The following is a 17,557-nucleotide window of genomic DNA, read 5'->3' on the forward strand; positions in this document are numbered from 1 at the left end:
GCGCCCTGGTTATTCCCCGAATCCAGCCAGCATCTTCTTCAGCAGGCCTTCCAGCAGCGCCTGTTCCGATGGCTGCAGATTACGGGTCTGCCGATGAAGCAGCGTGACGATATCCGGCAGGAAGCTCTCGATCAGTTCGAGGCCCTCGGGCGTCAGGGTCAGGGTCACCTTGCGGCGATCCTCGTCGCTGCCAGTCCGCACGATGTAGCCCTTGTCGCAGAGCTGGGTCGTCAGCCGGGTGATGTTGGCCGACTTCTCCCCGGCGGCCTCGGCCAGCTGCGACGGATTCATCGCGCTGTCCGGCGAACCGTAGAGCATCATCAGGATGTTGTACTCGGGATGGTTCAGCCCGAACGGCTTCGTCACGGCGTTGGCCTCGTCGTGCACTTCCTTGTAGATGTGCTTGATGAGGCGAACGAGCACGGCCGGCTCCCGCGGAAACGCCGGATACTTGGCGCGGGTGACGTCGAGGCGTGCTTCGGTGGGGGCGAAATCGCTCATGGGGTGTCCCGTCTTCGGTTACCCCATAAGTATATAGTTCATTTCTGTATTATCAATAGGTGTAATTTATCCGGAAGAAATCGCGGTGCGTACCGACAGGTGGCGGACTCGCTGCGGCTCGCTGCTGCCGGGCGGATGGACGGACGACATCGGCAAGGATGGAGCGGGTCGACAACTTTGCACGCAGAAGGCTGCATCGATCGGCAAAGAAACGTCTACGCTCAACGCAATGCCTCGGCGAGCCGCAACAACAGCGCCGCGACCGCCTGGGGATCCTCCGGTGCCGACGCATCGCGCAAACGTCTTTCCGCGTCGGCCACGATGCCCGACGCGGCGTCCAGTGCATCGAGTCCCGCGGCGGTGAGCTCGGTTTTCTGCACCCGTCCGTGGTCGGGATCGGCCGTGCGCACGATGAGGTCCGCGCGTTCCAGCGCGACCAGGATGCCTTGCATCGTCTGTGGCGTCACAAAGGCGCGCCGTGCGAGCGTCGCGTTCGACGCACCCGCTTCGTTCTTCAGATAGGTAAGCACGGCGTATTGCGGCGTCGTCAGTCCGATCTCCCGCAGACCGGCATCCATCCTCGTTCGCAGCGACTGCTGGGCCATTTTCAACGCGTAGCCGACGGTCGCGTAGGGATCGCTCATGTCGGGTCGCGATGCACGGCTAGTCATATCAGGGCCCTTACATTAGTATCAGCACACTGATATCTTAACCCAACTCAGGCACAGGAGAGATTGTCATGCCCCATCTGACCGGCCCCGACTTCGTCGGCATTCAAACCCATGATCTCGATGCGGCACGGGCTTTCTACACCGATGTCGTGGGGCTGAAGGTCGCAGCCCAAAGCCCTCCCGGCGCCGTGGTCTTCGATACCCGACCCATTCCGTTCGCCGTGCGCACGCCTGTCGCCGAGCTCAGCCGAAACGACAACCTCGGTGAGGGCGTCGCTCTCTGGTTCGGATGCGACGATGCCGATGCGCTGCACGATCATCTCGTCGGGCACGGGACGCCCATTGTGTTCGCACCGAAAGATGGCCCTTTCGGCCGCTACTTCGCCTTTGTCGATCCGTTCGGTTACACGATCACGGCGCATACCGTCGCGCACTCCGGCGGCTGAGCAAGAGCGACGCCCTCATCCCGCCCGTGTCGCCACCACAGGCGGGACCGCCGCCGCGCGCAGGGCCGGGCCCAACACGGCCAACTGCCCGAGCAGCCAAAGCGTCGCGCCACCCACCGCCAGGTACCACGGCGGCAACAAGGGCACTTCGTAGAAGTGCATGAGCGTGAGGCTGGCAGCGTAAGCCAGCAGCACGCCTGCGCCGATGCCCATGCTTACGATGAAGAAGTTTTCCAGCTGGAAGTACTGGACGATGTCGCGACGGGACGCGCCGATCGCCCGGCGGATGCCGATCTGCTTGCGTCGCCGCTGCACCCAGAAGCTCGCCAGGCCGACGATGCCCAGCGCCGTCACCAGCAAAAGAGTCACGATGATACCGACGAGGAGACTCATCATCGCCCTGTCGTTGGCGAAGTGGGCGGCGCGCAACGCCGGCAGCGAGTCGCTGTTCTCGCGGATCAGCACGGCATCCGGCGCCAGTGCGGTCACCGCCTCGCGCGCCTTATGCATCACGGCGGGTAGATCGCCCGGCTTCGCGCGAATCACGTAAGTGCCGGCCAGCGTGGGCCCGGCAAGCGACGGCGCGAACACCGACCAGTCCGTTTCCTCCGGCCCCGTGGAACCGGGCCTGGCGATGGAGAGGTGTTCCATGACGCCGATGACACGGAAGTGGTTCTTGTCGACGAAGATCTCCTTGCCCAAGGGACTCACCCCAGGCCACATGTGATCGGCGGCGGCGCGTGTAATCAGCACATTCGCCTGGGAGGGAAAGAAGTCGCCCACCGGGCGGTAGTCCTCGGCGCCGGGCGCGCGTCCTTCGACGATGCGTATCCCCAGTGCCTCCAGCGTGCCGGGGGTGCCCAGATAAACGTCGACGACGCCACCCTCGCGCTGCCCCGCGGCGTCCAGCGTCACGCCTACGGTTCCCGCGCCGTGACTGAAGGGCACCGTGTTCACCACGTTGACCGCCGTCACCCCGGGGATGGCACGAAGCCCGGCCACCATCCGCGCGTTGAGGTCATTGGCGCGTCCCGGTTCGAAACCCGACAGATACAACGTGCCGAGCGAAGCCTCGTCGATACCGGTCACCAGCTGCATGGCTTGCCAGCGTGCCGCGATCAGCGAGCACGCATTGCACATGACGGCGCAGGCAAGCGCGATCTGCAGCACGATGAGCGTGGTGGCGAGGCGGTGATGCCGGAGTGCGGCGAAGATGGGGTGCGTCCGCATGGCGATCGTCCTTACAGCGTCTTCAGGTGCAGCGCGGGGGCGACCCGACCGGCACGGATGGCGGGTAGCGCGCCCGCCAGCAAGCTGGTCGTCACGGCGAGAACGAACGTCGTCATGAACATCGATGCATCGAGTCGGACCATATCCGCATATGGCACAGGTTGCTGGCGCACGAGCCACAGGCCGGCCAGGGTGAACAACCAGCCGAGCAGACCGCCGGCGATGCCGATGACGCCGGTCTCGACGAGGCACTGCATGACGACCGCCCCGCGCGTGGCCCCCAGCGCCCGACGCACACTGAAGTCCGCGCCACGGCGAAGGAACTTCGCGAGCAACAGGCCGACCGTGTTGCACAGGCAGATGGCGAGGAAGGCGAACGCAAGCCATACCTGCAAGCGTACGTCACCGGGTACGACACGATTGCTCGTCATCCATTCCATCAGCGATGGCACGGCTGTCAGGTCGTGACGGAAGCGACCTTGCGCCTTCTGTTGCGCGGCATAGTCGGCCACGAAGCGGCGATACGCCGCGACTTTCGCATCGTCCTGCAGCCGCACCCACAACCTCACCCAAAGACACGGCGCATTCTGCAGATGGCCCGGTGACGGAGGAAGTTGCCAGCACGTGAACTGGACGAAATTGCCGTCGTTGATTTCGAGGCCGGACTGGAAGGGCGTCATTACGTCCTCGATCTTCCCGTAGAAGTCGGCTGTGTCGCCATGCGCCATGCGGCCGCCATAGACGTCGTAAAAGAGCGGCGACGGACGCCAGGGTTTCAGCACACCCACGATGCGAACGTCGCTGTCGCGCAGGCGGATGATCTTGCCGATACTGTTTTCGCCTCGGAAGAGCCTGTGGTTCAGATCGGACGAGATCACGGCGACCCGAGCGTGCTTCTCGTCATCCTCCGCCGTCCAGGCGCCACCATATTCAAAGGGCGCCGCGAACATGGTGAAGAAGTCCGCATGAGTCGACAGCATGCTCAGCAGCAGTGGCGGCGATGTCGACGCCGGGACATGGACCTTGATCGTGCTTCCGACCAGAAGTGCCTGCTGATCCGCGCGCTTCGCCTTCCACAGATCCATCGCGGAGCGGTCGTCCATCACTTCGCTGGGATGCGTGGGCGTTGCATCCTGGGGATACGGCGTGACCTGCACGTAATGGAGATGCTCGCTTCGACCCGGAAGCGGATCCCCTGAGAGCAGATGCATCACGGTCAGCGTGGTCATGCTGGTGCCGATACCCACCGCGATGGCCAGCACCATCAGGCCCGTCAGTACGGGATTGCGCCTGAGGCTGCGCACGGCTAGTTCCACGTAATAGCCAAACATCCCGGTCGGTCCCCTGCCCTTGTTCGCATACCCGAAAGAGCAAGAGACGGGCCAAACCAACAAAAGGACGCTAACTCGCGCTGGCTCAGCGAGTTACGGCACCGCGTGACACGCCGGCCCGGTGTCCGCGGACAGTGTCCGTGTCCGCGACTGTGTCCGACCGGGCTGACGGTCACGTGCCCTATCCGTGCCGGTGCCTTCCCTGATCGGGTCAGCCGCACGCTGGCGATCAGCCCACCCTGACCGCCAACAGATCCTCGATGCCCGCGCGCCAGAACAACTCGCGACGCATGCGGTCCGCGATGCCACTGACGATTTCCGCACCGTCCTGGGACGGATCGACATGCACCCGGAACGGCCGCTTGCCGAAGGGCAACCCGACCACCTCGACGATCTTCGTTGCCACCTCACCCGCGTCGGCATCGGCCGGTTCGAGCGCAGCCAACCCCTTCAGGATCGTGTCCGGCATGCCCTTGTACGGACCATCCATATAGGCGGCCGCGCGCGGCTCATCGGAGGGCTTGCCCGCATGAGCGAAGTGGTTGGTTCCTCTGGTGAAGGCGCCCGGCACCATGATCGAAGTCTCGATACCGAAGCGGGTCAGCTCGCCGGCATAGCTGACCGCGAGAGAGTCCATGGCGGCTTTCGCGGCGAAGTACGGAGCGAGAAACGGCGGCGTGCCACCGCGCGTGCTGCTCGATGAGACCCAGAGCAGCAGGCCCCTGCCCTGCGCACGCATCACCGGTAACGCGGCGCGGTTCACCCTTTGCGTGCCGAGGACATTGACGTCGTAGAGCTGGGCGTACTGCTCCGCCGTAAAGGCTTCAGCGGGACCGAACACCATATGACCCGCGTTGTGCACGAGGACGTCCAGACGGCCATCGCGATCCACGATGGTTTTCACGGCCGCCTCTGCGGATGCCTCGGAGGTGACATCGAGCTCGACGACGCGAAGATCGACCTGGCGTTCAGCCGCTTCTTTCAGGACCGCTTCGGCGTTGGCGGCATTGCGACCCGCGACATCGCGCATGCTGGCATAGACCGTGTGTCCCGCCGCCGCGAGTGCGCGCGCCGTGAGCAGGCCGAAACCGCTGGATGCCCCGGTAATGAGGATGATCTGCTTCATGTCAGACCACCCCGCCGTTGGCGCGCAGCACCTGACCGTTGATCCAGCCGCCGTCCGGCCCCGCGAGGAATGCCACGGCAGCGGCGATGTCGTCCGGCGTGCCCAGGCGCTCCAGCGGTGACAGCTTGGCCAGTCGGTCGACCAGCTCGGGCGACTTGCCGTCGAGGAACAGGTCGGTGCCGGTCGGGCCGGGGGCGATCGCGTTCACCGTGATATAGCGGCCACGCAGTTCGCGCGCCAGCACCATCGTGGTGGCTTCGATGGCCGCCTTGGTCGCGGCGTAGGCGGCATAGCCCGGCTGCAACAGGGCAACCACGCTGGAAGAGAAATTGACGATGCGGCCGCCTTCGCGAAGGCGCGTCGCCGCTTCGCGCATGGTGTTGTAGCTGCCTTTGACGTTGATCGCGAAGAGGCGATCGAAGTCCTCGTCCTTCAACTCGGCCACCGGGGCCAGCGCCATCACGCCCGCGTTGTTCACCAGGACATCCACGCCGCCGTAAACCTCCTCGGCCGTGTCGAACAGGCGACGCACATCCGCGGCGTTCGCGACATCCGCCTGCGCACTGATCGCCCGGCCACCGGCCGTTTCGATCTCCCGGACGACCGCCTCCGCCGCCTGCGCGCTCCCCGAATAGTTCACGAGAACGGTAAAGCCGTCGCTGGCGAGCCGTTTGGCAACCGCGGCACCGATGCCGCGCGAGGCACCCGTCACGATGGCGATCCTGCTGTTTTTCACGTTCATCTCGGTTCTCCGCTACCGGCGCGATTGCCGGGCGAGACCATGATGGGCGTTGGCTGTCGGCGGATAATCCACCTATATTGGGCTTCACTATTCCTTGCAACGGAACAAAGGATGGCCCTGGATCGTTTCGACACCATGCGATTGTTCGTCCGCATCGTGGAACGGAGAAGCTTCACGCTCGCCGCAACGGACCTCGACCTGCCGCGGTCGACGGTTACGCAGGCGATCAAGCGACTCGAGGCCAGGCTCGGCGTCCGCCTGCTCCAGCGAACCACCCGACATGTCAGTCCGACGCTGGATGGGGAGGCTTACCATCGCCGCTGCGTATCAATCCTCGCCGACGTGGAGGATGCGGAGGCTGCGTTCGTGGACGCTCGCCCGGCCGGTTTATTGCGCGTGGACGTACACGGCACCCTCGCCCGCCACTTCGTTCTTCCGTCGCTGCCGGAGTTCCTGGCCCGTTATCCCGCACTGAATATCCACGTGGGCGAAGGCGACCGGTGGGTGGATCTCGTTCGCGAAGGGGTGGACTGCGTGTTACGTGTCGGCGATCTCAGCGACAGCACGATGGTGGGACGCCGCATCGCCTGGCTGGACGAGGTGACGTGCGCCAGCCCCGGATATCTCGAAAGACACGGTGGCATGCCCTCGTCTCCGGACGATCTTGACGGGCATGAGGCCATCGGCTTCCTGTCGACGTCGACGGGAGGAACGCTGCCCCTGGAATTCGTCGTCGGCGACGACGTGCGGCACGTCACTTTGCCATCGACGGTCACGGTGACGGGCGCGGAGACGAATCTGACACTCGCGCGGCTGGGGCTGGGCCTGATTCAGGTGCCGAGATACCACGTGGCCGCTGACCTCGCGGCCGGCACGCTCGTCGAAGTACTGAAAGCGTTTCCGCCGACACCGTCGCCGGTATCTCTGCTCTACCCGCACAACCGGCAGCTGTCGCCGCGGGTGCGCGTGTTCATCGACTGGCTGGCGGCGACCTTCGCCCGGCACGCGGGCGAAGGGGTGAGACCGATCTGAGCCAGGCTCAGTTCTTCAGCGGGACGGTTTCGAACCCAGCCTGCGGCGCCGTGTTGTTGTTCTGCGGCGGAGGCGGCGGCGGGTTGTTGGCACGGCCCGGACCGGCACCGCGAGGCCCACACGAATACGCGCCCCACTCCTGCGAACCACCGTTCGGATCGCCGAGCGGCTTGACGGTATCCGCGCCCATCTTCGCGGCTTCGTTGCGTGCGAGCACTTCGAGTTCGTCGCGGACCTTCAGGTCGTTGCGATCGATGGGGCCGACACGACTCTGTACGGAGACGGTGACCTTGCCCTGATCGCGGCAGCTGGACACGTCGCCGTTCCAGGCGGTGCGGACATTGCGCGCGCTGTCATCGAGCTTGATGCCCCACGTGCAGGCCGAAAGGGCGAGCGGGATGAGGAGGACAAGGGCCTTGCGCATGGTAGAGCTCCGGAAGATCGTTCGATGGGTATGCTAGCCGGATGGAAGCGAGGGCGCGATCTTCTTCGATCGCGCCCTCGCGCCCGGTCACTTTTTCGAGGGGGCCGGTTTGGCCTTGGCCGCCCTGGCAGGCACGGTGTCCTTCGCGGGCGCGCCATCGGCATCGATCACGTGCACTTCGCCGAGGTTCAGCGCACGCACCGGGGCCTCGATCTTGCGCAGATCGCCGACGATCACCCAGGTCAGCGCGTCCGGATGGATCACGGCTGACAAGGCGTCTTCGGCGTCCTTGCGGTCGACGCCTTCGATACGCGACTTCAGCGTCTGCACGTAGTCGTCCGGACGGTCGTAAATCAGGATGCCCGTGATCGCCCCCAGAACGGCCGAGGTGGTCTCGAAGCTACCGGGCAGCGCACGAACACGCTGCGCGCGGATCTTCTCGATTTCCTCGTCGGTCAGCGGCTTCGGTCCGATAACGGCCTTTGCCTCCTTGAGGATTTCCGCAGCGGACTCGGCGGTCTTATCGGTCTGCACCGGCGCGTAGAACAACAGCGGGCGCTGACCCTGAGCGTCGGAAAGCATGCTGCCCGCACCATAAGCCCAACGCTTCTCCTCACGCAGGTTCATGTTGAGGCGCGAGGTGAACGTGCCACCGAAGGCACCATTGGCGATGCCGAGGTCGAGCGCGTTCTTCGCCTTGGTCGACGGCGCCAGCAGACCCGCCAGGATCAGCGACTGTGGGGCGTCGGTCCGGTTGATCAGGAAGACGCGCGGCCTGGGCTGCGCGGCGACTTCGCCGATGTTCTTCTTCGGCAGCGCGGTGGACGGCGCCTGCCAGTCGCCAAAGACAGCATCGAGTTTTGGCAGGATGTCGGCAAGCGTCGTGTCGCCGGCGACGACGATGCGCACGTTGTCGGGGCGCAGGTAGTCGCGCTGGAACGCGGCGAGATCGTCGGCGGTGAGCGAAGCGATGGCCTTTTCGGTGCCGCTACCGGTGAACGGAATACCGTACGCGTGATCCTTGCCGTAAAGCAGCGGCGGCAGGGTGCGCAGTGCGAGCCCGGTCGGCTCGGTTTTCTCCTGCGCGATGCCCGCGATCCACTGGCCGCGCACGCGCTCGATGTCATCCGCCTTGAACGCCGGATTGCGCGTGATGTCGGCGAACAGCGCCAGCGACGGCGTGAGGTCGGTGTTCAGCGCGTTGAGGCCGACGCTGCAGTTATCGAGCGAGCAGCTGGACGACACGATGGCGCCGAGACGCTCCTTGCGGCGCGCGACCTCCACGGAATCGAGCGACTTCGTGCTCTCTTCCAGCAGGGCGGAGGTGAAGCTCGCCGTGCCCAGCTTACGGCCCTGATCCGCCGCGTAGCCGGCATTGAACAGAAGCTGCACCTGAGTGACCGGCACCGTGTGGCGCTCGGCAAGCACGACTTCGATGCCGTTCTTCAGCTTGCCGCGCTGCAGCTTCGGGAAGGACAAGTCGGGGAACGTGTCGACGGCGGGTACACCCGTGCTGCGGTCCACCTCGGACTTGCCGACGGTATACGTCTTCGCGGGGGGAGTGACGGCGGCCGGACGACCTTGCGCGTCGCCGAGACCCACCACGGCCTTGTCTTCGGCCGCGGGATCGAAACCCGGCGCGGCAGGCAGCACGGTCAGCGTGTAGTCGCCCTTGGCCAGCCAGGTTTTCGACGCCGCCAGCACGGAGGCCGTCGTGGCTTTCTGCGCGCGCTCGAGATCCTTCTTATAGGCTTCGGGATCATTCCGGTAGACCTGGCCCTCGGCAAGGATGACCGCCTTGCCACCGAAACCGCCCACCTTTTCAAGGCCGCGCACGAAGCCGGCACGATTGGCGACCTTGGCCCGGAGCAGTTCGTCGTCGGTCGGCCCCTTGGCCAGGTAGTCCTTCCAGACGTCGGCGACCGCCGCTTCGACCTTCGCCGGATCGACGCCGTTTTTCACGTCGACCGTCAGCTGCACCTGACTGGCCAGGGCGAAAGGCGAAATACCCAGGCTCACGTCGTCCGCGATCTTGTCCTGGTAGACGAGGCGTTGGTACAGCCGTGAGGTCTTGCCGCCACCGAGCACGGTCGTGGCAAGGTCGAGCTGCACGGCGTCGTCGGTGCCCAGCTGCGGCACGATCCACGTACGCACGATGCGCGTCTGCGCGACCTGGTCATGCTGCGTGCCCCGGGAGGATGTCTGCACCGGGGTGATCCACGCCTGCTGACGAGGAACCGGCGGGCCCGCCGGGATGTCGCCGAAGTACTTCTCGGCCTTGGCCTTCGCCTGTGCCACCGTGATGTCGCCGGCGAGCACGAGGGTGGTGTTGGACGCGCCGTAGTAATCGTGGAACCACTGCTTGACGTCCGCGAGCGAGGCCGCGTCGAGGTCGGCCATCGAGCCGATGGTGTCGTGGTGATACGGATGATTGGCCGGGAAGGTGTTGACGAGGACGTTTTCGTCGACGCGGCCGTAGGGGCGGTTTTCGCCCTGGCGCTTTTCGTTCTGGACGACACCGCGCTGGGTATCCAGCTCCTTCTGGCCGATGGCGCCGAGCAGGTGGCCCATGCGGTCGGATTCCATCCACAGCGCCATGTCGACGGCGGTGGTTGGGACGGTCTCGAAATAGTTGGTGCGATCGAACCAGGTGGTGCCGTTCATATCCGTGGCGCCGGCACGTTCGAAGGGCTGGAAGTAGGTGCCCTTACGGTTTTCCGACCCAGAGAACATGAGGTGTTCGAAGAGGTGCGCGAAGCCGGTCTTGCCGGCCGGTTCGTCTCCCGAGCCCACGTGGTACCAGATGCTGACCGCGACGACGGGCGCCTTGTGGTCCTCATGCACGACCACTGTCAGCCCGTTGGGCAGCTGGAAACGGGTGTAGGGAATGTCGGGAATCGCATCGGGAGAGGTGGTGGCCGCGGCGGCGGCCCCGACGAAGGAGATCAGCCCGGCGGCGAGCAGGGCGAGGCGGTTCTTCATGCACGGCTCCAGTGGGCCTTCATGGCCCGGGTCCCGTGGAGGCTAGCCCGCGATGTCGTCCGGACGCAATCGGGCATGTCGGAGTGTGCGGACGGTGTCCGCTCGCACACGGTCAGTGTCCGCGGACAGGCATCCGTTTCGGAACGACCTGACAAACCTCATGCGAATCAGCTGATTGCGCGCTCTTAAAGACTGGCACGGCGTTTGCGTTACTAGGCATGCCCTGCCGGACGGCCTTTCGCTCCGGCAACACTGAGGACGACACCATGAAATACGAAATGCTGATGCTCCGCGCCCTGCTCGCCACGTCGATGTTCGTCTGTGGCCTGACTCTGTTCCAGATGGTCTGACCCAAGAAAACCCGTACCCGGAGCCACCGCCATGCAACACGAACTGCTCATCCTGCGCACCCTGCTCGTCGCCTCCCTGCTCGTCTGCGGCCTGATTGTCGGCAACATGCTCACGTACACGGGCGCGCCGATCCAGCTGGCTGCGACCAGCCAGATGAACCCCGTCGCGACGACCGCGTGCGTATCGGGCGAGGATGCCGCCGCGTGCCCGCCGCCGGCGGCATAATGGGGGCATGCCCCACGTCATCCTGTTCCGACCCGAGATTCCGCCCAATACGGGCAATGTGATTCGTCTGTGCGCCAACACCGGCGCGACCCTGCACCTGATACGACCGCTCGGTTTCGAGCTGGACGATGCCCGGTTGCGCCGAGCCGGACTGGATTACCACGAGTTCGCCAGCGTCGCGGTCCATGACGACCTTGACGCCTGTCTGGATGCCATCGGCCGACCCCGTGTCTTCGCCTTCTCGACCCGGGGGCGCCAGCTTCATACCGACGTCGCCTTCGGGATGACCGACGCACTGCTCTTCGGCTGTGAAACGGCCGGCCTGCCCGACGACGTACTCGACGCGATTCCGGAGGCACAGCGCGTGCGCCTGCCCATGCGTCCGGGCAATCGCAGCCTCAATCTGTCCAACGCGGTCGCGGTCGCCGTGTTCGAAGCGTGGCGTCAGGCGGGTTTCGACGGCGCGGGCTGACCCGCGCAAGCTACAATCGGGGCATGACCCCCGAACGACCCTCCGCCGACGCCGGCCCGAACCGCTTCCTGCCCCGTCCGCTGCGCGTGCTGGCCGGACGCGCCATGGAGACCGCACTCAACCGCGCGGTCGACCTCGATCCCGACACCCGTGCCCGTCTCGACGCGCTCGATGGCCGCAGTGTGCAGGTGCATCTCGCCGGCCCCGAACTGGGTATCCGCATTACGGTGGAAAAGGGCCGCTTGCGCGTGGGACCGCCTGAAGACGGCGGCAGCCTGCGTGTCGTCGCCTCGCCCGGCAGTCTCCTCGCCATGGCCATGCGCCGTGATGACGACGGCGTGGCGCCCGGTAAGGTGGACATCGCCGGCGATGCCGAACTCGCTCGCCGCCTGGAGCGGCTCGCGCGCCAGTACGCGCCGGATGTCGAGGAAGCTTTCGCGAAGACCTTCGGCGACCGGATTGGCGTCCCCCTGGCCAAAGCCCTCCGCGATGGACTCGCCCACGCGCGCGACACGGTGTCGCACCTGACCGATGACGGCGCCGACTGGCTTCGTGACGAAGGCAGGGTCGCGGTGGCGCCGGGCGAGATGGATATCTTCCTCGACGGGGTCGATACGGTCCGCGAACGCGCCGAGCGCGCGGAGGCCCGGCTTGCCCGACTCGAGCGTGCCCTGAAGGAGCGACATTCATGACGCCGCTGCGCCTTGCTCCACGCCTGCTGCGTGTCGCCGCCATCCTGCTCAAGTACCAGCTCGACGAAGTGATCGAGGGCGCGCATATCTACCGCCCGCTCAAGCTGCTGCGCCCACTGTTTCCCGGGCCGGCCGCCGACACCCGCGGCATGTCGCGCGGCGCGCGGTTGCGTCTCGCTCTGACCGAACTCGGCCCGATCTTCGTCAAGGCCGGCCAGGTGCTGTCGACACGGCGCGATCTGGTGCCGCCGGACATCGCCGACGAACTCGCGCTGTTGCAGGATCAGGTGCCGCCTTTCCCCGGCGCCGAGGCACGCGCGATCGTCGAGCGCGAATTGCGTGCGCCGGTCGCAACACTGTTCGCCAGCTTCGACGAGAACGCACTGGCGTCCGCCTCCATCGCCCAGGTGCACGCGGCCACGCTGCACGATGGCCGCGAGGTGGTGCTCAAAGTGTTGCGCCCCGGTATCGACAAGCGGATTGCCCGCGACATCGACCTGCTCCATGCACTCGGTGAGCTCGCCCAGCGCTGGCACCCGGCCGCGGACAAGATCCGTCCGCTCGAGGTGGTGGCCGAGGTCGAGAAGATGCTCGAGAACGAGCTCGACCTGCAACGCGAAGGCGCCAGCGCCAGCCTGCTCCGGCGCAACTTCGCCAGCGGCATCGACCTGTATGTCCCGGAAGTGCACTGGGACTTCAGCACCCAGGGCGTGCTGACCCTGGAACGCGTGCGCGGCGTCAGCGCCGATGACGTCGTCGCGATCGATGCCGCCGGCCTCGATCGCAAGGCGCTCGCCGAGAAGGGCGTGCGCTTGTTCTACGAGCAGGTCTTCCGCGACAACTTCTTCCACGCCGATGCCCACCCCGGCAATATCTGGGTCGACACCTCGCGTGTGGACGAGCCGCGATTCATCGCGCTCGACTTCGGCATCATGGGTTCGTTGCCCGAGGCCGACCAGTACTGGCTCGCCGAAAACTTCATCGCCCTGTTCGAGCGCGACTACGCGCGCATCGCGCAGCTGCATGTCGCCGCCGGCTGGATGCCGTCGACCATCCGGCTGGATGAGCTCGAGGCCGCTGTGCGCACGGTCTGCGAGCCCTACTTCACACGCCCGCTGTCGCAGATATCCATCGCCGAGCTGGTGGTGAAGCTCTTCCAGACCGCGCGTCGCTTCGAGCTCACGCTGCAGCCACAGCTGATCCTGCTGCAGAAGACATTGCTCAATATCGAAGGCGTCGGCCGCATGCTCGACCCCGAGATCGATATCTGGGCCGTCGCTCACCCGGTGCTTCGCCGGATCCTGCGCGAGCGCTACAGCGTGCGGGCTACCCTGCGCGACGTGCGTCGTCGCCTGCCGGAATGGATCCATACGGCGCCGCGCGTGCCCGAGCTGGTGCGCGACGCACTGCGTCAGGTCGCCAGCGGCGAACGCCGCGAGATAGCGGACCCGATCGCTCTCGCCCTGGCACGCGACGATGCGAGACGCATGCGGCGCCTGATCGCCTGCGGCCTGCTCGGTGCGACGCTGCTGATTTGTGCGGCCCTGATCGGTACGTTGTCGTCGCGTGGCATGTGGCCGGCGATCGCCGCCGCCGTGGTGGGTGTCGCCGCATTCATCGCGGGCTGGCCGCGCCGGGTGCCCTGACCGACGTGCTCGAGATCCTCTATCAGGACGACGACATCGTCGCCGTCAACAAACCCGCGAACCTCGCCGTACACCGGTCGAAGTTCGTCGGGCCGGACGATGCGTTTCTGATCGACCTGCTCCGTGAGCAAGTCGATGGGCCGCTGCACCTGGCGCACCGACTGGATCGCGCCACGTCGGGTGTCCTGCTCGTGGCCCGCTCGCCGGAAGTCGCCGCCCAGCTTGGCGAACAGTTCATGGGCCGCAGTGTCCGTAAGCGGTACCTCGCCGTGGTGCGCGGCTGGCCCGATCCGGCGGAAGGCACCATCGACTACCCGTTGCCAGGCTCGAAGGACACGGGTCCACGACGCGAGGCCAGTACGGACTACCGGCAACTGGCCACGACGGAAGTCGACATTCCGCTGGGCCGGTACGAGAAGCAGCGTTATGCACTCATGCTCGCTGAGCCTCGGACCGGCCGCTTCCGACAGATCCGCAAGCACTTCGCCCACATCCATCATCCGTTGGTGGGCGACAGCCAGCACGGACGCGGCGACCACAATCGCCTGTTCAAGCAGCACTTCGCATCGCACCGCCTGCTGCTGCACGCCGCGGCGCTCGACTTCGTGCACCCAACCGCCGTTCGCCCGATGTGCATCGAAGCCGGTCTGGACGACACCTGGCTGCGCCTGATCGAACGCTTCGCCTGGCAGGACACCTACGCCTGGCCTGCGGCAGCGCACGACGGGACTTAGCGGGCCGGCTGCTAGAATCCGCAGCCATCATGCTTACCGTCACCTCCTCCATCGCGATTCCCGATGCTGAACTGATCGAGCGCTTTACGCGCGCGGACGGTCCTGGCGGGCAGCATGTCAACCGAACCGAGAGCGCGGTCGAACTGCGCTTCGACGTCGCGTCGTCGCCGTCGCTGCCCGACGCGGTTCGCGAGCGCCTGCTTGCCCGTGGCGACCGCCGGATCACGGATGCCGGCGTGCTGGTGATCCAGGCCCGGCGTTTCCGCGAGCAGGCGCGCAACCGAGATGACGCCCGCGACCGTCTTGCCGAGATCATTCGCGCTGCGACAGTCGTGGCGAAGAAGCGCGTTGCCACCAAGCCGACCCGCGCCTCGAAAGAACGCCGTCTCGCGGGCAAGACCCAGCGCAGCCAGACCAAGAAAGGTCGTTCCACCAAGTGGAGCGCCGAGTGACCCTCCCTCCCCTGGATGGCATTCCCGTACTCGGCCCGAACATTCCGCAGCTGCCCGTGTCCCGCTGGATGCGCATCTGCCGGTGGGTGATCAAGCGCAGCGGATGGCGTGTCGTCGGCGACATGCCCAACCTGCCCAAGGTCATTCTCATCGGCGCGCCGCACTCGTCCTACTGGGACGGTGTGTGGGGCTTGCTGGTGAAGTCGGCCATGGGCATGGACGTCGGGGTGATGATCAAGCGTGAAGTCCTCAACGGGCCGTTGGGTCCCGTGGTGCGCAGGCTCGGCATGATTCCCATCGATCGTTCCGCGGCCACCAATGTCGTCGACCAGATGGTCAAGCGCTTTGCCGAGCACGAGAAGATGTGGGTCGCCATTGCGCCCGAGGGCACGCGTAAGCCCGTCAAGCAATGGAAGTCGGGATTTCTGCGTATCGCGCGAGCCGCCGGCGTGCCTATCCAGACGGTGTTCATCGATTACCCGACGAAGACATTCACCGTGGGACCGCTGGTCCATGCCTCGGGCGATATGGAAGCGGACATGACGCGCATCCGCGCCATGTTCGCGGGGTATCGCGGGAAACATCGCGGCGTGTGAAGCGCGATGGTCACCCGATGCCGTAGGACAGGCGGACGAGGTAATCGAGTGGGGTGTGGCGACGCGCAGAACCGCGCTTCGGCAAGGTATGCGGTATCGACGACCTCAAACGGCGATCTGACGGCAGTCAGGCGGCGAGACGACACGATGTTCGTCGGCAGCTCACGAGGTCGACTTACCCACACACTTCGCGCCAGTCACCTGCGCGTCCACGCGAACCAAACCGACATCGATTTTCCGACGCCAGCTGCATTCTCGTGCTAAAGAAGGGAGATCAACATGCAAATCGCGAATCGCACTCATGGCCCGCATCTGACACAGCAAGATCCCAATATCGTTCGCGGCCATGTCCAGCGAATCGGCACCGGGCGATTCAACACAGGCACCGCGACAGACGCTCTGCGTCGTCTTAAACCTGAGACGCAAGAGCTGATTCGCGATCTCGATCTGACGCATGCGACTCCCCGCCAGCTAAATTCCATTACAGCTCGACTGTTCTGGGAGGGAGCGATCGACATCGAGGGCGAGGATACGCTCGCGGCCATGGGCTATGACCGGGGGATCGATACGCCGTTCGATGTCATGGAACGGCTCAATGGCCACCTTTCATACGTTAGGAATTCGACGTCCGGAATCGACTGGACCGATACCATTCGCATCTATGAGAAAGGGATGGAACTGGCCACCGGCTTGCGCGACATGATCCGCGCGTTGCACCCCGAGCGGAGCATCGACACCTACGCATGAGCGTCAGCGTTCCGAATGCCCTGATTCATCGTAATCACGATGGGTCAGCAGACCGGGTCGAATAAGATCGATGAAGGCGCGTGCTTCAGGACTGAGAAACTTTCCTTTACGCATCACAACCCCATAGCTGCGCTGCGGGAAATACTGCCGCAGGTTTCGCACGGCAAGCTTCTCGCGATCCGCTTCCGTAATGCAGATACCGGTGACGATGGAGATACCCAGCCCCATCGCGACGTACTGCTTGATCACATCCCAGCCACCGACTTCAATCGCGACGGTGTAAGGCACATGCCGTTGCTGGAAAACCATATCGACCAGACGAAATGTCGTAAGCCGCTGCGGCGGCAGGATCAGCCCATAGGGAGAAAGGTCTTCAAGCCGAATCTCCGACTTCGCAGCCAGCGGATGATCGGGCGGCATGATCAACATCGGGTCGTAGTGATAGACCGGCGCCCATGCGATGTCGTTGGGCACGTCGAGCATCGAGCCAATCGCGATGTCGGCGTCGTCGGCACGAAGCAACGCGAGGCCATCCTTGCCCGTAACGTTTGCGAGCTGGAGTTGTACGGACGGATACCGCTCCCGGTACGCCTTCACGAGTTCGGGCAGCAGATACTGGATGGTCGAGGATCCCGCCGCCACGGTCAGCTTGCCTGACTGCGCACCCCGGGTCTTCTTCTGGAATTCCCGGTCGAGGTTCTCGAAGCCTTCCACCAGTGGACGGGCCATCTCGTAGAGGGCTTCGCCGGCGTCGGTCAGGGTGACGCGACGTCGTGTGCGCTCGAGGAGTGGCATACCCATCTCGCGCTCAAGCGCCTTCAGTTGCAGGCTCACTGAGGGTTGAGACAGAAACAGAGCCTCAGCCGCGCGACTCAGCGTGCCCAGCCGGGTGGTGTAGACGAAGGCACGCAGCTGCTTCAGGCGATTGCCCTTGTAGTAAAAGCGGCTCGTGGCATCGGGGATCTCGCGGCCTTTCGTCCGTGTCGGAGCGGGCTTCGATGAGCGTTTCGCCCTCACGACCGTCTTCTTACCTGACATTTTCATCAGCCATTTCAGTTAGATAGATTCAACATTGCTTTTTTTAATACTGCTCTTTGAAACATATGCTTTGTCAAAAGCATAGCCCCGGGCATAGCTTCAACTCCAGACCCGCATCC

20 protein-coding genes are annotated in these 17,557 nt (G+C 65.0%); 11 read left to right on the plus strand and 9 right to left on the minus strand.

What is annotated here, in order from left to right:
* Positions 1–9: 9 nt before the first annotated feature.
* Positions 10–501, minus strand: a complete 492-nt coding sequence (locus BLT40_RS10575) for a MarR family winged helix-turn-helix transcriptional regulator (protein ID WP_036109649.1) — start codon at positions 499–501, stop codon at positions 10–12.
* A 221-nt stretch (positions 502–722) separates the two neighbouring features.
* Complete coding sequence (locus BLT40_RS10580) at positions 723–1,145, minus strand: MarR family winged helix-turn-helix transcriptional regulator (RefSeq protein WP_090352926.1); 423 nt, start codon at positions 1,143–1,145, stop codon at positions 723–725.
* A 95-nt stretch (positions 1,146–1,240) separates the two neighbouring features.
* On the opposite strand from BLT40_RS10580, the gene BLT40_RS10585 reads away from it, so the two are divergent.
* The gene (locus tag BLT40_RS10585) at positions 1,241–1,618 is read left to right on the plus strand and encodes a VOC family protein (protein ID WP_090352929.1); all 378 of its coding nucleotides are present in this window, start codon (positions 1,241–1,243) and stop codon (positions 1,616–1,618) included.
* 15 nt (positions 1,619–1,633) lie between these two features.
* Here BLT40_RS10585 and BLT40_RS10590 read toward each other — a convergent pair whose 3' ends face one another.
* The 4 genes from BLT40_RS10590 to BLT40_RS10605 form a co-directional block, all read right to left on the minus strand.
* Positions 1,634–2,848 carry an ABC transporter permease gene (locus tag BLT40_RS10590; protein ID WP_090352931.1) on the minus strand — a complete coding sequence of 405 codons (1,215 nt, stop codon included), beginning with the start codon at positions 2,846–2,848 and terminating at the stop codon, positions 1,634–1,636.
* Positions 2,849–2,859: 11 nt separating this feature from the next.
* Positions 2,860–4,179: an ABC transporter permease gene (locus BLT40_RS10595; RefSeq protein WP_090352933.1), complete on the minus strand. Its 1,320-nt coding sequence runs from the start codon at positions 4,177–4,179 to the stop codon at positions 2,860–2,862.
* A gap of 229 nt (positions 4,180–4,408) precedes the next feature.
* Positions 4,409–5,305 carry an SDR family oxidoreductase gene (locus BLT40_RS10600; protein ID WP_090352935.1) on the minus strand — a complete coding sequence of 299 codons (897 nt, stop codon included), beginning with the start codon at positions 5,303–5,305 and terminating at the stop codon, positions 4,409–4,411.
* A gap of 1 nt (position 5,306) precedes the next feature.
* Positions 5,307–6,047, minus strand: coding sequence for an SDR family oxidoreductase (locus BLT40_RS10605; RefSeq protein WP_090352937.1), 741 nt, complete (start codon positions 6,045–6,047; stop codon positions 5,307–5,309).
* Between the two features lie 117 nt (positions 6,048–6,164).
* Between BLT40_RS10605 and BLT40_RS10610 the strand changes: the two genes are divergently transcribed.
* Positions 6,165–7,079, plus strand: a complete 915-nt coding sequence (locus BLT40_RS10610) for a LysR family transcriptional regulator (RefSeq protein ID WP_090353875.1) — start codon at positions 6,165–6,167, stop codon at positions 7,077–7,079.
* Between the two features lie 7 nt (positions 7,080–7,086).
* On the opposite strand, the gene BLT40_RS10615 is transcribed toward BLT40_RS10610, so the two are convergent.
* Entirely contained in the window at positions 7,087–7,503 is a 417-nt protein-coding gene (locus tag BLT40_RS10615) for a DUF4156 domain-containing protein (protein WP_036109595.1), read from the minus strand.
* A gap of 87 nt (positions 7,504–7,590) precedes the next feature.
* Complete coding sequence (locus BLT40_RS10620; protein WP_090352939.1) at positions 7,591–10,485, minus strand: M16 family metallopeptidase; 2,895 nt, start codon at positions 10,483–10,485, stop codon at positions 7,591–7,593.
* Positions 10,486–10,703: 218 nt separating this feature from the next.
* Between BLT40_RS10620 and BLT40_RS20610 the strand changes: the two genes are divergently transcribed.
* From BLT40_RS20610 to BLT40_RS10660, 9 genes are all read left to right on the plus strand, one after another.
* Positions 10,704–10,835, plus strand: coding sequence for a hypothetical protein (locus BLT40_RS20610; RefSeq protein ID WP_255363991.1), 132 nt, complete (start codon positions 10,704–10,706; stop codon positions 10,833–10,835).
* 31 nt (positions 10,836–10,866) lie between these two features.
* Positions 10,867–11,061, plus strand: coding sequence for a hypothetical protein (locus tag BLT40_RS10625; RefSeq protein ID WP_036109589.1), 195 nt, complete (start codon positions 10,867–10,869; stop codon positions 11,059–11,061).
* A 7-nt stretch (positions 11,062–11,068) separates the two neighbouring features.
* Positions 11,069–11,533, plus strand: coding sequence for a tRNA (cytidine(34)-2'-O)-methyltransferase (locus tag BLT40_RS10630; RefSeq protein WP_036109586.1), 465 nt, complete (start codon positions 11,069–11,071; stop codon positions 11,531–11,533).
* 23 nt (positions 11,534–11,556) lie between these two features.
* Positions 11,557–12,225, plus strand: coding sequence for a ubiquinone biosynthesis accessory factor UbiJ (locus BLT40_RS10635; RefSeq protein WP_090352940.1), 669 nt, complete (start codon positions 11,557–11,559; stop codon positions 12,223–12,225).
* Positions 12,222–13,871: a ubiquinone biosynthesis regulatory protein kinase UbiB gene (gene ubiB, locus BLT40_RS10640; RefSeq protein WP_036109579.1), complete on the plus strand. Its 1,650-nt coding sequence runs from the start codon at positions 12,222–12,224 to the stop codon at positions 13,869–13,871. The genes BLT40_RS10635 and ubiB overlap by 4 nt, the downstream gene beginning before the upstream one ends.
* Before the next feature lie 5 nt (positions 13,872–13,876).
* On the plus strand, positions 13,877–14,605 hold the full coding sequence (locus tag BLT40_RS10645; protein ID WP_090353877.1) for a pseudouridine synthase: 729 nt from the start codon (positions 13,877–13,879) through the stop codon (positions 14,603–14,605).
* Positions 14,606–14,634: 29 nt separating this feature from the next.
* Positions 14,635–15,057 carry an alternative ribosome rescue aminoacyl-tRNA hydrolase ArfB gene (arfB, locus tag BLT40_RS10650; protein WP_090352942.1) on the plus strand — a complete coding sequence of 141 codons (423 nt, stop codon included), beginning with the start codon at positions 14,635–14,637 and terminating at the stop codon, positions 15,055–15,057.
* A complete protein-coding gene (locus BLT40_RS10655; protein ID WP_239709127.1) occupies positions 15,054–15,653 on the plus strand; it encodes a 1-acyl-sn-glycerol-3-phosphate acyltransferase in 600 nt (199 codons plus the stop codon). Before arfB ends, BLT40_RS10655 begins: the two co-directional genes overlap by 4 nt.
* Before the next feature lie 279 nt (positions 15,654–15,932).
* The gene (locus BLT40_RS10660; protein WP_036109571.1) at positions 15,933–16,400 is read left to right on the plus strand and encodes a hypothetical protein; all 468 of its coding nucleotides are present in this window, start codon (positions 15,933–15,935) and stop codon (positions 16,398–16,400) included.
* Positions 16,401–16,403: 3 nt separating this feature from the next.
* On the opposite strand, the gene BLT40_RS10665 is transcribed toward BLT40_RS10660, so the two are convergent.
* Positions 16,404–17,444, minus strand: a complete 1,041-nt coding sequence (locus BLT40_RS10665) for a LysR family transcriptional regulator (protein WP_090352944.1) — start codon at positions 17,442–17,444, stop codon at positions 16,404–16,406.
* Between the last annotated feature and the right edge of the window lie 113 nt (positions 17,445–17,557).

This window comes from Dyella sp. 333MFSha, assembly GCF_900102405.1.
Taxonomy (GTDB): domain Bacteria; phylum Pseudomonadota; class Gammaproteobacteria; order Xanthomonadales; family Rhodanobacteraceae; genus Luteibacter; species Luteibacter mycovicinus.

Bases quoted from the DNA above. Each gene is read 5' to 3' on its own strand.
- BLT40_RS20610 (WP_255363991.1), top strand. From the start codon at position 10,704: ATGCCCTGCCGGACGGCCTTTCGCTCCGGCAACACTGAGGACGACACC.
- BLT40_RS10625 (WP_036109589.1), top strand. From the start codon at position 10,867: ATGCAACACGAACTGCTCATCCTGCGCACCCTGCTCGTCGCCTCCCTG.
- BLT40_RS10575 (WP_036109649.1), bottom strand. From the start codon at position 501: ATGAGCGATTTCGCCCCCACCGAAGCACGCCTCGACGTCACCCGCGCC.
- BLT40_RS10615 (WP_036109595.1), bottom strand. From the start codon at position 7,503: ATGCGCAAGGCCCTTGTCCTCCTCATCCCGCTCGCCCTTTCGGCCTGC.
- ubiB (WP_036109579.1), top strand. From the start codon at position 12,222: ATGACGCCGCTGCGCCTTGCTCCACGCCTGCTGCGTGTCGCCGCCATC.
- BLT40_RS10630 (WP_036109586.1), top strand. From the start codon at position 11,069: ATGCCCCACGTCATCCTGTTCCGACCCGAGATTCCGCCCAATACGGGC.
- BLT40_RS10665 (WP_090352944.1), bottom strand. From the start codon at position 17,444: ATGAAAATGTCAGGTAAGAAGACGGTCGTGAGGGCGAAACGCTCATCG.
- BLT40_RS10580 (WP_090352926.1), bottom strand. From the start codon at position 1,145: ATGAGCGATCCCTACGCGACCGTCGGCTACGCGTTGAAAATGGCCCAG.
- BLT40_RS10600 (WP_090352935.1), bottom strand. From the start codon at position 5,305: ATGAAGCAGATCATCCTCATTACCGGGGCATCCAGCGGTTTCGGCCTG.
- BLT40_RS10605 (WP_090352937.1), bottom strand. From the start codon at position 6,047: ATGAACGTGAAAAACAGCAGGATCGCCATCGTGACGGGTGCCTCGCGC.
- BLT40_RS10590 (WP_090352931.1), bottom strand. From the start codon at position 2,848: ATGCGGACGCACCCCATCTTCGCCGCACTCCGGCATCACCGCCTCGCC.
- BLT40_RS10595 (WP_090352933.1), bottom strand. From the start codon at position 4,179: ATGTTTGGCTATTACGTGGAACTAGCCGTGCGCAGCCTCAGGCGCAAT.
- BLT40_RS10620 (WP_090352939.1), bottom strand. From the start codon at position 10,485: ATGAAGAACCGCCTCGCCCTGCTCGCCGCCGGGCTGATCTCCTTCGTC.
- arfB (WP_090352942.1), top strand. From the start codon at position 14,635: ATGCTTACCGTCACCTCCTCCATCGCGATTCCCGATGCTGAACTGATC.
- BLT40_RS10585 (WP_090352929.1), top strand. From the start codon at position 1,241: ATGCCCCATCTGACCGGCCCCGACTTCGTCGGCATTCAAACCCATGAT.
- BLT40_RS10660 (WP_036109571.1), top strand. From the start codon at position 15,933: ATGCAAATCGCGAATCGCACTCATGGCCCGCATCTGACACAGCAAGAT.
- BLT40_RS10635 (WP_090352940.1), top strand. From the start codon at position 11,557: ATGACCCCCGAACGACCCTCCGCCGACGCCGGCCCGAACCGCTTCCTG.